General features: G+C 70.8%; 11 protein-coding genes, 1 pseudogene and 1 CRISPR repeat array. All 12 genes and pseudogenes read right to left on the bottom strand.

Annotated features, from left to right (window positions below):
* Positions 1-3 precede the first annotated feature (3 nt).
* The 12 genes and pseudogenes from cas1b to VSR01_RS22245 all read right to left on the bottom strand — a co-directional run bounded on the left by cas1b (position 4) and on the right by VSR01_RS22245 (position 12,493).
* Complete coding sequence (gene cas1b / locus VSR01_RS22300) at positions 4-984, bottom strand: type I-B CRISPR-associated endonuclease Cas1b (RefSeq protein WP_326450935.1); 981 nt, start codon at positions 982-984, stop codon at positions 4-6.
* 3 nt (positions 985-987) lie between these two features.
* Positions 988-1,548: a CRISPR-associated protein Cas4 gene (locus VSR01_RS22295; protein WP_326450934.1), complete on the bottom strand. Its 561-nt coding sequence runs from the start codon at positions 1,546-1,548 to the stop codon at positions 988-990.
* Positions 1,545-3,962, bottom strand: a complete 2,418-nt coding sequence (cas3, locus tag VSR01_RS22290) for a CRISPR-associated helicase Cas3' (protein ID WP_326450933.1) — start codon at positions 3,960-3,962, stop codon at positions 1,545-1,547. The genes VSR01_RS22295 and cas3 overlap by 4 nt, the downstream gene beginning before the upstream one ends.
* On the bottom strand, positions 3,944-4,648 hold the full coding sequence (gene cas5, locus VSR01_RS22285; protein WP_326450932.1) for a CRISPR-associated protein Cas5: 705 nt from the start codon (positions 4,646-4,648) through the stop codon (positions 3,944-3,946). The genes cas3 and cas5 overlap by 19 nt, the downstream gene beginning before the upstream one ends.
* Complete coding sequence (gene cas7i / locus VSR01_RS22280) at positions 4,645-5,715, bottom strand: type I-B CRISPR-associated protein Cas7/Cst2/DevR (protein ID WP_326450931.1); 1,071 nt, start codon at positions 5,713-5,715, stop codon at positions 4,645-4,647. Before cas7i ends, cas5 begins: the two co-directional genes overlap by 4 nt.
* On the bottom strand, positions 5,715-5,870 hold the full coding sequence (locus VSR01_RS22275; protein WP_326450930.1) for a hypothetical protein: 156 nt from the start codon (positions 5,868-5,870) through the stop codon (positions 5,715-5,717). Before VSR01_RS22275 ends, cas7i begins: the two co-directional genes overlap by 1 nt.
* A 50-nt stretch (positions 5,871-5,920) precedes the next feature.
* Positions 5,921-7,147: a hypothetical protein gene (locus tag VSR01_RS22270; RefSeq protein WP_326450929.1), complete on the bottom strand. Its 1,227-nt coding sequence runs from the start codon at positions 7,145-7,147 to the stop codon at positions 5,921-5,923.
* Positions 7,144-7,836 (bottom strand): CRISPR-associated endoribonuclease Cas6, encoded by a 693-nt coding sequence (cas6, locus tag VSR01_RS22265; protein ID WP_326450928.1) that lies wholly within the window; start codon positions 7,834-7,836, stop codon positions 7,144-7,146. Before cas6 ends, VSR01_RS22270 begins: the two co-directional genes overlap by 4 nt.
* A 381-nt stretch (positions 7,837-8,217) precedes the next feature.
* A CRISPR array of direct repeats spans positions 8,218-9,026; the repeat unit is 29 nt; unit sequence GTCCCTCATCAGCCCGAAGGGCTCGCAAC.
* 53 nt (positions 9,027-9,079) lie between these two features.
* Complete coding sequence (locus VSR01_RS22260) at positions 9,080-9,706, bottom strand: HAD-IA family hydrolase (protein WP_326450927.1); 627 nt, start codon at positions 9,704-9,706, stop codon at positions 9,080-9,082.
* Positions 9,707-9,780: 74 nt separating this feature from the next.
* Positions 9,781-10,513: pseudogene (locus VSR01_RS22255) on the bottom strand (hypothetical protein); the annotation flags it as partial.
* A 32-nt stretch (positions 10,514-10,545) separates the two neighbouring features.
* Entirely contained in the window at positions 10,546-11,037 is a 492-nt protein-coding gene (locus VSR01_RS22250; RefSeq protein ID WP_326450926.1) for an SAM-dependent methyltransferase, read from the bottom strand.
* A 73-nt stretch (positions 11,038-11,110) separates the two neighbouring features.
* Positions 11,111-12,493, bottom strand: coding sequence for a tetratricopeptide repeat protein (locus VSR01_RS22245; RefSeq protein WP_326450925.1), 1,383 nt, complete (start codon positions 12,491-12,493; stop codon positions 11,111-11,113).
* Positions 12,494-12,647: the final 154 nt, after the last annotated feature.

Raw genomic sequence — 12,647 nt, 5'->3', positions numbered from 1 at the left:
GGCTCACCACCACGGCCGGAAGGGCTTGTACGGTGTGCCTTCCAGGCAGAGGCGGACGAGCTTGAGCGCTTCGAGATGGATCAGCTCGTCGTAGGAGACCTGGCGTTTCAGGGTGCGGTGGTGGACGGTCGTGGCGAGTTCCTCGCGGACGAGTGCGGCGACCTTCTTGCGGCCGTCCTTGCTCAGCGACGCGCGGCCGACATCGGTCTCGAAGTCGCTCTCCTTGAGCTGCTTTTGTGCCGCGGCGCGCTTGAGCAGACGCTCGGCGAACAAGGGCTTGAAAGGCTCCGCGAGGTCGAGTGCGAGGGTGTTGCGGCGGCGGTCGGTGTCGGCGTGGAGGAAGCCGATGGCCGGGTGGAGGGGCGTGCTGCGCAGGGCGGTCAGAACGCGGGCGTACACGAGCGCGTTGAGGTAGCTGACGAAGGCGTTGCCGGCGTTGGTCGGCGGGCGGCGGGTGCGGCCGTTGAGGCGCAGCCACGGCGGGAGGAAGGTGTCGAGCACGGCCCACCCCGTACGGCGGAAGTTGCCTTCCTGGCCCATGAGCGCGTCGGTGTCCTCGCAGGTCGGGACGGCGGTACGCAGAGCGTCGAGGGCCGGGGCGAGGAGGTCGGTGTCCAGGGACCAGCGCAGGTTCTCGGCGGTGGTCAGGACGAGGGAGCGGGCGACGGCGAGGCGCGCGGCAGTGTCGGCGGTGAGTTCGACCTGGCGGCGTACGACTGCGGCCGAGGCCATGGATTCGGCGGGGGCGAAGTGGCCGGCATGGTTGCCGTAGTGGTCGAGGACGTGGAGCGTGACGCCGTTGCGGCTCAGCAGCGACATGGCGGAGGTGTTGACGTCGACGTTGTCGAAGGCGATCAGGTCCCGGATGTCGGTGATCGGGATGCGGACCGGGCTGCCGTCGGGGCGTTCGACGCGGATGCTGTTGTCCTCGCGGCGGATGCGGCAGGGTTCGGTCAGCCAGTAGGTGCGGCCGACGGCGGCCATGGGTCATTCTCCCCAGCAGTAGTCGAGATACGAGCAGCCGCGGCATTTCCCGCGGGTGAGGCGGTCGGGCGGCGTCGGGGCCGCGATGACCGCCTGGGCGTCGGCCTCCGCCGTCTCCGCGAGGTCGCGTGCCTCGTCGTCCCAGGGGACGTCCGTGGTGCGCCGGATCAGCGGGTAGTGGACGACGCCGCCGCGGACGTTGATGCCGCGCCGCTCCAACAGGAGGCAGTAGTGGCGCACTTGGGCCTCGTGCGCGGCCGACGGTGCCCGGGAGGATTTCGTCTCGTGGACGACCGCGCCGGCCGTCACCCAGTCGATCTTCGCCTCGCCTAGGTCCACGTCGCGGCGCCGGGTGAAGGTGGTGTCGTCCACGACCTCGCCGAAAGCGACGAGGTCGCTGCGCGCTTCGGGGCGGTATCCGCGCATGTACAGCCAGAGTTGGCGCGGGCAGTGGTGCAGGTACTTGATGTGGACGCCGCCGAGCGACTGGTCGTCCTCGCCGGGGTCGAGCGGGGAAACCGGGCTACCGGGGTTCCCGGAGTTCCCAGGGTTCGCGGGGCTCACAGGATGGTCTCCTGGTCGGGCGGCGGGCGCAGGCCCAGGACCGGGTCGTAGTCGCCGTCGATCAGGAAGACGCCGAGGCGCCGGTCGAGTTCGGCGTTGTAGGTGTTGAGTTGGCCGTATCGCAGGGGGATGAGCAGGCCGGAGGCGAGGAGCGGATCGCCGTGCCGGCCGGAGACGAGCCGGCGGTATTCGTCGAGGTCGTCGCGCAGCAGCACCTCGGCGGTGTCGAAGCGCTCGCTGAGTGCCTTCGCGTGCTCGGTACGGTCGTGGAAGGGGTCGGTGAACGTCAGGAACTCCGCGGTGAAGGCGTCGCGGGCGTCACGGGCCCGCTCAAGCCACTTCTGCCCCCACTCGGTGTCGTACGCGAGGGCCAGCAGCCGGTCGATGTCCTGCTCGCCGAGGCCGTCCGCGCCTTCGGCCCCCAGAGCCTTCAGCGCTTCCCAGGCGGCCTCGACGGCGCCCTGCTCGTACGGGCGGAAACCGGACCCACGGTGCACGCGGAACTCGACCGGGCCGTGCGGGTGGAGGCCGCGCCGGTTGACCCGGCCAGCCCGCTGGGCGACGGCTTCGACCGGTGCGTTCTCCACCGCGCCCCGGTCGAAGTCCAGGGTCAGGGAGACCTCGACGGCCTGGGTCGCCACGACGAGCCCGCCGCGTGACTCTGCCTCGCCTTCGCGGCGTTCGGGGTGCCGGCGCAGCAGCCGGCGCTCGATGGCGTCGCGGTCGCGGTTCTTGAAGCGGGAGTGGAGCAGCAGCGCCGCCTGCGGGTCGTCGGGCCGCGCCGCGCGGACTTCGTCGGCGAGGGTGGTGAACAGCTTCTGTGCTGTGTCGACGGTGTTGACGACGGCGAGGACGCTGTGCCCCTCGCCGAGCCACTCCCCGAGCCTGGTCACGCTGTCGGGGGCGTCGATCGGCCACTCGTCGAGGACGAGGCGGTGCCTGACCGGCGCGGTGCCGGGCGGCGCCTTGTGGAGGGTGACGTGTTGCTCGACGCTCTCGCCGATGAGGTCGAGGAGCTGCGGCGCAAGCGTCGCGGAGAGCACGGCGAAACGGCTGCCGAGTTGCTCCCACAGCCGGGCCGCGGCGCACACCCGTCCCAGGATCTCCGGCTCGTAGGCATGCAGTTCGTCCATCACGAACAGGCAGTTGGCCTGCTCCAGCAGGACGGAGGAGTGCGAAGGCCCGGCGATGGCGGCGCTGAGCAGCTGGTACGGGGTCGCGACGCGCACCCGCTGGGCGAACAGCCGCATGGCGTTGGCCCGCGCCCGTGCCTTGCCGGCGTCGCCCTTGTCGGGGACCGGGCGCGTGGCGGTGTCCGGCCCGCAGTCCTCCTCGACCGCTTCGTAGAGGAGCGTGCGCGCGACGGCTCCGTGCAGGAGGCCGATGTCCGCGGTGCGCTCGCCGGGAGCGGGGGCGAGTCCCTTCTCGAAACGGCGGCGGATCGCGTTGAGCGACGCGCGGTACGGCAGGGTCCACACGACGCGGGGCTGTCCGGGCATGGTGTCGGCCTGGCGGGCGGCCCAGGCGAGGCCGGCTTCGGTCTTGCCGCTGCCGGTCGGGGCGACGAGGACGAGGTGGCCCAGGGTCGTCCCGGCCTCCCGTTGGTGCTGATGGGCGGGGTACGGCAGCCGCTCGAGGTAGTCGGGCAGCAGCGGCATGTGGGTCTGGAGCCGCTCGTGGGCGGAACCGGCGTGGTCGGCCAGGGTGAGCGCGCCTTGGGCGAGCACGGCCAGCAGCCCCGTGTGGGGTTTCACCGGGTCGCGCCAGGCGTCGAGCACATCGGTGAGTTCCCAGCTGGCGCGGTGTGCCAGCGGCGGGTCCTCACGGCCGGCCGGCGGCGGGTCGACGGCGAGGAAGCCGCTGAGCCAGGCGAGGAACTGCTGGTGCAGGTAGCGCGGTACCTGAACCACGGTGCCGTCCGGCCCGGATGTGGCGGAGAACGCCTCCTCCCACTTGGTCCGTTCGTTGTACACGCGGGACAGCGCCGGCTTCCCGCCACCGAGCGACGACGCGGCGTGCAGCGCCCGGTGGTGGGAGGCGACCAGCGTGCCGATCAGCAGCCGCTCGGCGCTGCTCCACCCCGCAGCCGGTGCGAGCAGGTCGAGGTAGGCGAGCGAGAGGACCTCGTGCCGCTCGCCCCACACCGCCCCACCGGGCTCGACCTGCCGCTGGAAGCCTTCAGCGATTTTCCCGGCGTCGTGCAGGAGCGCCGCGCGGCGGACGGCCGTCCAGAACCCGGACCGCGTCGCGATGGGCCCGGCGGCGGCGATGCGGGCTTCGATCTGCGCCACGGCGTCGTGCACCGCGCGCAGGTGAGTGGTCAGCCGTTCCGGGTCGTGCCTGGGACGCGACTTGGCGCGCAGATCAGCAAGGCTGCGCTGCCGTCCGCCCGCGGTCAGGGGGCCAGCAGCCATACGGCCCGGCCTCCGTCCGGGTCGCGCAGGGCTCCGGACACCGGCTGCTCTCCAGTGGGCTCGTCGCACCACAGGTAATCCGACCAGGCGGTCGTCAGCCGGTCGAGGGATACCTGGGTCGCCATGCGGTAGTCGAACGCCGCACCCACCGCGTGCCCGTCCCGCGGTGCCAGGGCGTGGTCCACGACAGCGGTCGCGGCCGGCTGCAGTTCCACCCGGCGCAGGGCTTCGAGGTGCACGACGTCCTGCGAGCGGCCCAGGCGCAGCGGCCAGCGCGGGCGGCGGAGCGCCTGGGCGATCCGTTCCCCGTCAGGCTCCGGGAGCCACACGGTGAGGTGGACGTCGACGAGGAAACTGCGGTCCCTGATCGTCATCCCGCCCTTGACGGCCCGCACCCTGCCGCCGGAGGACGGGTTGGTGCCGTCCGCCGCGATGGGGTGGTACGTCTCGGTGTCCACGCCGCTGCCCTCGGACCACGCGGCCATCCCCAGGACCACCGGCTCCAGCGATTCCCCGGTGGCCGCCGCCAGCATGCCGCGTACGGTCGACGGCGGCGGGACGGGGAGCCCGCGGGTGACACCGGGGAAGAGCGGGTCGCGGAAGGAGGCCACCGGGGCGTGGAACTCCGCGCGCCAGGCCGGGACGGGCTCAGCTGTCGCGGTCGCTGTCCGCTGGGGCGGGATCACCGCACCTCCTGCCGGACCGGGTCGTCGAACCAGGCGTTGCGCTTGCCGTCGCGCAGTTCCCTGGCCAGGTCGAGCAGCACGGTCCGAGGGTGACCGATCACGACGGTTCCGTCGTCGATCTGGTCCTTGCACTGCTTCTCGAAGTCCTCGCGGGCCTGGTCACGGAAGCCGGGACGCCATCCGACGCGCACCGGCGCCTCCCACTCCCCCTGCCACGCCTCCAGTTCCTGGCGCAGCACGTCGCCGCGGACTCGCACCCCGGTGACCATGTCGCTGTCGATGACGTTGGCCAGGGGGTTGATGCCGCCCTTGAACGGGACCAGGACGATCAGCGACGGCACCCGGTCCCCGTAGTGGAGCGCCTGCTTGGCCCCTCCGCTGAGATTCGCCATGGCCTCCAGCAGCAGCGCGGCGCGCCGGGCGCGCTCCTCCAGCGGGAGCCGTACAGCGGGCTGATCGCGGAAGTGCAGGGTGCTCGCGCCGTGGGCGGTCGCCTCCGCCACCTGGAGCGCCTGCTCCGCGGTGAGGTAATTGGGGCGACCCACCCCGTCGGCGTTCGGAAGGGTGAAGGTGCCCACGCGCGGCAGGTCCAGAAGGAACGGGGCCGCGAGGTCGGCGGTGTAGAACTCGTGCCCGTGCAGCACCGGTTCGGTCACCCCGCGCGACATCACTCCGAAGTCCACCGCGGGGTAGACCGGTTCGACGGACATCAGTGTGCCGAGCATGAACGGGCTGTCGCGCAGCGTCGTCGCCGAGTCGTCCCGCTTGGCACCGGCCTTCATGTAGCCGAACAGGTCGTCGTCGGCGAACTTGACGGGGTTCGCCTCGGTGTTGGCCTTCTGCGCCTTGCCCTGCGCCTTGCCCACCCGCGTCACCGGGGAGGCTTTGTCACCGAGTTCGACCATGCCGTCGCGAATCCAGCGGCGTACCGCCTGCGCGGAGACGTAAGGGTGCTTACGTCCGCGCACCTGCGCGTACTTCACCCGCGCCGTGGTGTCCTCGCCCTTGCCGTTGTTGGGCGCGCCCGCCTGGACCGCGAGTACGACCGTCCCTGCCAGATAGCTCATTACGCCGGTCCCATGCTGTAGTCGTCCGCCGCGAAGTCGTCGTGGCTGTCGTCGAACGGCGGCCGATCCAGTTCGGCCTCGATCCGCCGTTCCTCCTCGGGGTCGGGCGCCTTCGCGCCGACCGCGACACCGCGCTGCTGAAGCAGCAGAAGCACCCGCGCGGAGAGCAGCAGCCGCTGCTCCCAGGCCCGCGGGCGGCGCTCGATCAGCGGCGCCCAGTACTGGGGCCGGCCATGGGCGTGCCGGTGTCGTCCATCTGCAGCCGCACGGACGCCCGTAGCAGGAGCTGCCCGAGGTGGTAGTCGCTCAGCGCGGCGTTGTTGTACTCGGCGAGGCGACCGCGCGGGCTGCTACCCCGGGCGATCCACTCGGTGAGCAGGACGGCCACGGGCTCCAGGTCCGTTGTCATTCCGTAGACCTCTTCGGCGTAGGTGAAGGCGAGTCGGGTCAGGGCGTCCCGGTCGGCCAGGCGCCAGGAGTCCTCCGACTCCTTCAGCAGATAGTGGAGTTGCAGCAGGAGCGACCGGCTACGGCCATCCTCGGCTTCGAACAACAGCCGTGCGGCTTCGCCCGCTCCCCCGGCGGTGACCGCGCCTTTGGCGTCGTACCGCGTGAGCGCGCGCCGCAGCAGGTGCCAGCCGCGCCGCAGTGACGCGTTGCCGTCGACCGTCGCCAGGAAGACGGAGACGGCGCGGCGGGTGCGGGTCACCCGCAGCCAGGGCTCCTGGTTGTCGTTCTTGAAGGACCACAGGGTGGTGGCGCACAGCCCGGCAGCCGCGTCGCGCAGGGCGGTGACGGCGACCAATTCGGCGCGGGCGCCGGCTACGAGTCCGTTGAATCCCGCGTGCAGAATGCGCCGGGCACGCTGGACGTTGCGTCGCGCGAACTCCCGCTCCGCCGCCTCGTTCTCGCAGGACAGGACCGTCGCCGATCCGGCCGTCACCCAGGCCCCGTACGGCAGGGCCCACATCGCGATCCGGCAGCCGTGGCACACCGGCCAGCCCCGGACGCCGGGCGGCAGGGTGTTGAGCGCCTTGCTGGTGTCGAACAGCGGCAGGTTCGACTTCGCCCACACCGCGCCAGCGTCGGCGCCGCAGAACGTGCAGGGGCGGACGATCGCGCCCGCGGCGTCCGGAGCGAACAGGTTCTCGATCTCCGGCTTGAGCGCCCGCTGCTCCGACGGCCGCTTGCTGTGCGTCGCCTTCGAGTTCGGATACAGCGCGAACAGGACCTTCCACCAGTCGTACGCCGCCCCGTCCTTCGATGCGGTGGCCGCCTCGCAGATGTCGCTCGTGAGACGGGAGGCCACGGCTGCCAGGTCGTCGGCGGTCATCTCCGCCGGCTGTTCACGGCCGGCGATGATCGCCGCCGCCCAGGCGCCCGCCCGCTGCAGCGGGTGGCTCGTCACGGCCAGTGCCGGCGCGTCCGTCACTCCACCCACCCGAACCCCTGGATGGTGTCGAGCCCGACGCCCCATGAGCGCAGGGCGTCCACGAACCGCGCGTCGGCCTCCATCCCCAGCCGCACCCGGGCCCCGATGCGAGGCGCGCCCCGCACGGAGAACCGCCGCCGCGGCCCTGCTTCCAACACCCGCACCCCCTGCGGGGCGGGCAGACCGAGCACATCCGCCTTGTGCACGAGGTTGTGCGTCACGCGCTCCACGTAGTGCTCGTCGCCGGGCAGCAGATCCCACCTGTCGTGCCGGACGACGACGGGCGTCGCGGTCGCCACCTCGACGAACCCGTCAGCGACGGCCGCATTGTCGATGTCGACGGTGAAGCCGCGCACCCGCAGCTTGGCGGTTCCCCAGTCGATCTCCGTACGCCGGGCCAACGCGCTCACCAACGCCGACGCGATCTCCGGCACCGGCGACGCGAACCACACCGACCCCTGCGACGAGGCCGCGTAGACCCCCTTCTGCCGCCGCACCCCGCGAAACCGCGGACAGGCCACACCGACCGGCTTCATCGGCTGCCCCTTCCACCCGTCGTCGTGCAACGACCGGGCCAGCTGGGGATCATGCTCGCGCAGCAGCCCGTACACCACACCGCGCGCTGGACCGTGCAGGTTGTCCCAGGCGAGGGAGGGCGCATCCGACGCGACATCAACTCTCAACCGCATGCGCACCCGCCAAGGTGCGACGGGCGGTGCCCCACGAGCGAGGCTAAACCGTCATTCATGGCGAGCAACGTAACGTAAGAAACGACGATACGAACGTCTTTCAGATGAAAGATCATGAAGACTCTAGGGAAGTGCTATATGCCTAGCGAGCCAGAGCAGGAAGGCATCGGCGAGGCCACAGCGCGACGAGCACGCTAGCGAGCCCCACTGACAGCGAGCGGCGACCGACGCTCCTCCGCGCTCGCAACCACTAGCCTGCGGGACAGACTTCGGCCACCCCAAAACGCTCTGACCACCGCAGATGCACTACCGATGGCTCGCTGCAGAAGCACCACGAGAAGCCCCGCGTGGACGCGGCCTGGCCTGCGCCTTTACCCTCGGGTCCCTCATCAGCCCGAAGGGCTCGCAACGCCCGCGTCTACGTCGGCGCCGACCACAACATCACCGTCCCTCATCAGCCCGAAGGGCTCGCAACCGGGTCTCCAGGTGGATCGCGGACTGCGTGGCCCTGGTCCCTCATCAGCCCGAAGGGCTCGCAACACGTGGCCGTGAGGCTGATCGGTGAGATCGGCCAAGGTCCCTCATCAGCCCGAAGGGCTCGCAACACGTGGCCGTGAGGCTGATCGGTGAGATCGGCCCTGGTCCCTCATCAGCCCGAAGGGCTCGCAACACGTGGCCGTGAGGCTGATCGGTGAGATCGGCCAAGGTCCCTCATCAGCCCGAAGGGCTCGCAACGCCGGCTCCGCCGGGTCGTCGCCCTCCCACAGGAGGTTCCTCATCAGCCCGAAGGGCTCGCAACCGGGACATCAGGTCGCCCCATGCACGGCGTACACGCGTTCCTCATCAGCCCGAAGGGCCCGCAACATCACCGCCGCGCCGTGCGTGGACCACACCCGGCCCGTTCCTCATCAGCCCGAAGGGCTCGCAACACCACGCCCTGGTCTACGGGGTGGGCGCCGACGCCTGTTCCTCATCAGCCCGAAGGGCTCGCAACCCCAGATCCCGCTCCGCGCTGGCGACCTGCCGCACGTCCCTCATCAGCCCGAAGGGCTCGCAACCCGGGCCGGGCGCGGTCAACTGGACCGTGTGGACGGGTCCCTCATCAGCCCGAAGGGCTCGCAACCGGCGCGCCCGGTGACCGACCGCTCGGCCATCTCGCGGGTTCCTCATCGGCCCAAAGGGCGCGCAGCCTCTGCGATATGGGTGAAGGGCCACCGACTGGACACGGTGATGCCGTCCAACGTCAGTTCGACGTCGGCGCGCGATTCAGCAGCGCGTCGAGCTGGGCGAGCGTCTCGGCCACCTGCGTGTGGTGGATCGTGCGGATGCCGAGCGCTTCGGCCGGCGGCAGGTTGGCCGCGCGGTCGTCGACGAACACGCAGTCCTCGCCGGGAAGGTCGAGCTGCTTCAGTGTGTGCGCGTAGATGGCCGGGTCGGGCTTGCGTACGCCGAGCTGCTCGGACAGGACGATCGTGTCCCACTCTCCGTCCCACGTGCCCAGCGCTGCGTAGGGGTTGAAGGGCGTGAGGCCGAAGCTGTTGGAGAGCATGGCGACCTTGATGCCCGCGGCGCGGGCGCGACGGGCGGCGTCGACCATGGCCGGCTCCAGGTGGAGGTTGGCCAGCGCGCGCCGCATCAGGTCCGTGGGATCGATACCGAGGATGCCGCCGATGACGCGGTTCCAGTCCTCCTGCGTGGCCTCGCCCACCTCCAAAGCCGCGTAGACCGCCACCCCGTCCGGATGCTCGTTCAACGCGCGGTAGTAGGCGCCGGGCTCCAGCCCCTCACTGCGCTCGAACGCCTCCCGGTTCAGCCGCATGTGGACGGTGAGAACCCCGCCGAAGTCGAGAATCAGGCCACGGTAGGTCATCGTCAGCTCCGTGATGGACGTGATCGACGCACAGATAGCCCCCGGCCCATGGCGCGAGACGCGCGGGCGCCGGGTCAGCGCAGCGCTTTCTGCTGGGCCATCTCCCGTGCACGGGTGTTCAGTTCGCGTGCTTTCGCGTTGCCCAGGTGGGGGCGGATGCGGCGGCGCAGCACGTCGAAGTGCTCGTCGGCGCGGGCGGAGGCCAGTGTGGCGTAGTCGTCGAGGAACGCGTGCCATGTCTCGCAGGCCGCTTCCAGGTGTCCCAACTCCATCTGGCGCTGGGCAAGCAGACCGTTGGCGTGGGCGTTGCCCTGGCGTTCGACCGCCGGACGTGCCCGGTTCGACGCCTTCATCGCCTCGATGGACCCCGGAAGGTCGCCCAAGGCGTACAGGACGCTGGACACGTGGAAGTGGTACGCCGCCTGGTCGTATCCGCCGATCGCGTCCCTGCGGTTGTCGGCCTTCGACAACGCCGCCTCGGTGTCGGCGAGATGGGCGAAAGCGAGACGACGGTCGCCGACCAGGGCCGCTCCGTGGGCCTGCTGTCCGCGCAGAAACGCCTGCAGGCGCGGGCCGGAACGAGGCGCGGCCTCGGCCGCGGAATCGGCCAGCGACAGGGCCTTGTTGGCGTGCTTGAGGTTCGCGGCCTGCAACGCCATCCCGCGCAGCAGCGGGGTTCACGACGAACGCCGCTGCCATGGGACGCGCGTGGGCCCCGCCGAGTTCATCGAGAATGTCCGCGATCTTGTCCGTCATGCTCTGCACCACGGCGACGTCGCTGGCGCCGATACGCACCGTCTGGCCCGCGCCACCCTCCGCAGCTGCGTACCGTGCAAGGGCTACTCGCCCGGGCGCTGGTCGGCCGGAGCCCAGTAGCCGTCGAGCATCTCCGACACCCACGTCGGCACGCGGATCTCTCCCTGTGGGCCCATGACGGGGAAGTACGGCGAGATGTCGAAGACGGGCGTGCCGTCCACCGCGTCGAGGTGGGTGACCCGCAGGTCACGTCCGTCGACGCCGAGCAACTGAGGGTGGGACACCGCCAGTTGGTTGGGCCGCCGGTGGTTGCGGTGGGCGAACGTGCCGGTCCGGGGCCAAGCGGGGTTGTTCCTCGGGCTGCGCGCGTGGAGGGCCACGTCGCTCGGCGACGCCTTCGAGAACCACCAGACGACCTCAAGGTGCGAGAACTCCGCGAGACCGGCCAGGGTCTCCAGCGGGAACCTCTCGTCGAGCCGGATGACCGACTCGACGCCGCCCTGAAAGTCGTCCGCCGGCACCGTGTGACCGCCGACGACCGTGGCGATGGACTCGATTTCGATCGTGACTGGCATCATCGTTCCCCGTCTCAGACCGGCCGACCGGTAAGCTGGCGGCCTCCTCCGCGGAACGGGGAGAGCCGTGGCGTCAGCCTATGCGGCGAAGAACGTCTCTCGCCCGCTGGTCCAGTTCGCGGGCCGGACCGCCTCCGCGTTGCAGCACCGGCGACAGCGAACGCCGCATCTGCACCACAGCGTCACGGGTACGACCGGACTGGATGCCGTCCATGCTGTCCAGCGCCCGCGTCCACGTCTCGCACGCGACATCGATCATCCCCCGCCGAGCCTGGACGGCGCCCAGGTATCCCAAGGTCACCGCGTGGGTGCGCGAGGCCAGGGGCAGGGACCGGGTCCGCACGCTCCGCTTGAACTGCGCCTCCGCGGCCTTGAGATCGCCCAGGTCCCGCAAGGTGGCCGCGGTCTCGTGGGCAAGGGAGGCTTCGGCAAAGAAGAACACGCGCTCGGGCTCCTCGTCTCCGGCCGCGGCACTGCGCAGATCGTCCTCAGCACGGCGAAGTGCCCCCAGGGCATCGGCCTTTCGACCGGCGATGGCCAGGGCGCGCGCGTGCACCACGCCCAGGAGCGCCTTCTCCCGAGGACTGGCCGACGTGTAACGGCGCCGCGCCAGGGAGCCCTCGGCGAACTCGACGGCGACGGTGGGGTGCCCGAGATCGACGGCCTGGTGGGCCGCCGCGCGCAGGACATGGCCGACCAGCGGTGCGTCGTCGGCCTCGGCTGCCAGCTTGGTGGCCAGGGTGAACCGGCTCTGCGCCGTGGGGTGGTCGCCGGAGTCGAATGCCATCCATCCGCCCAGGTAGACCAGTTCCCCGGCTGCGGAGAAGAGAGCGCGGCGGACCGTGTCGTTCGGAAACCGGGCCGCGACGTAGGCCGCAACGTCGGTTCTGAGGAAGGCATCGAGCGCTGCCCGGCTGGCGCCGCCGCCCAGACGTTGGTCCTGCCGGCTGAAGAAGCGGGCTGCCTCGCGGATGCTCTCCACGTGCGCCACGGTGACGGTGAACCGGGACACCGACTGCCGATCGCGTGCCGTGCGACGGGTCTCGTCCCACCAGGTCTCCGGCGGCAGTGCCGCATGGGCCACGGAGTACGCCGGGGCCGTCAGCACGCTCCGACGCTTCATGTCCTGGTCTCCGAGATCCACGAGTGCGACAGCAGTGTCGACTTCCCATGCGGACGCCGCGGGTAACGCGCGGTCGACGGGGGCGAGGCCCAGCTGGCTGAGCGTCACCACGCGCCCGAGCCGCCGCGAGAGGGTCTCGCACAAGATATGCGGTGCGCGCCGTTCCGGCTGAACTCCGCTGATCCACATGGCGATGTGGGACCGGGAGACGCTCTGCAGTTCCTGCACCCCGTTCTCCGCCGCGACTTTGACGACGTGCGCTGCGACTTGGGCCTGCGACCAACCAGTCTCCGCAATGACCGCGGCCAGCAACTCGTTCCGAGTGCGCGCCATGGTGCACCCCTTGTTCCAAAGATGATCTTTGACGGCGTTGACGGCATCCCGTACCGCTACCCAGTACCACCGCGTCGCTACGCACGGTTTGCTGGTGGCGAGGCTAGCCCAGTCCAGCCCGCGGGCAGCCGGCCGCTGGCCATCACCGGCTCGC

This window comes from Actinacidiphila sp. DG2A-62, assembly GCF_035825295.1.
In the GTDB taxonomy this organism is placed as follows: domain Bacteria; phylum Actinomycetota; class Actinomycetes; order Streptomycetales; family Streptomycetaceae; genus Actinacidiphila.
Note: the sequence above shows the minus strand (reverse complement) of the source record. Positions and strands in the feature narration are given on the sequence as shown.

Coding starts and splice junctions, on each gene's coding strand:
- cas1b (WP_326450935.1), bottom strand. CDS start 984: ATGGCCGCCGTCGGCCGCACCTACTGGCTGACCGAACCCTGCCGCATC.
- cas3 (WP_326450933.1), bottom strand. CDS start 3,962: ATGGCTGCTGGCCCCCTGACCGCGGGCGGACGGCAGCGCAGCCTTGCT.
- cas7i (WP_326450931.1), bottom strand. CDS start 5,715: ATGAGCTATCTGGCAGGGACGGTCGTACTCGCGGTCCAGGCGGGCGCG.
- cas6 (WP_326450928.1), bottom strand. CDS start 7,836: ATGCGGTTGAGAGTTGATGTCGCGTCGGATGCGCCCTCCCTCGCCTGG.
- VSR01_RS22260 (WP_326450927.1), bottom strand. CDS start 9,706: ATGACCTACCGTGGCCTGATTCTCGACTTCGGCGGGGTTCTCACCGTC.
- VSR01_RS22250 (WP_326450926.1), bottom strand. CDS start 11,037: ATGCCAGTCACGATCGAAATCGAGTCCATCGCCACGGTCGTCGGCGGT.
- VSR01_RS22245 (WP_326450925.1), bottom strand. CDS start 12,493: ATGGCGCGCACTCGGAACGAGTTGCTGGCCGCGGTCATTGCGGAGACT.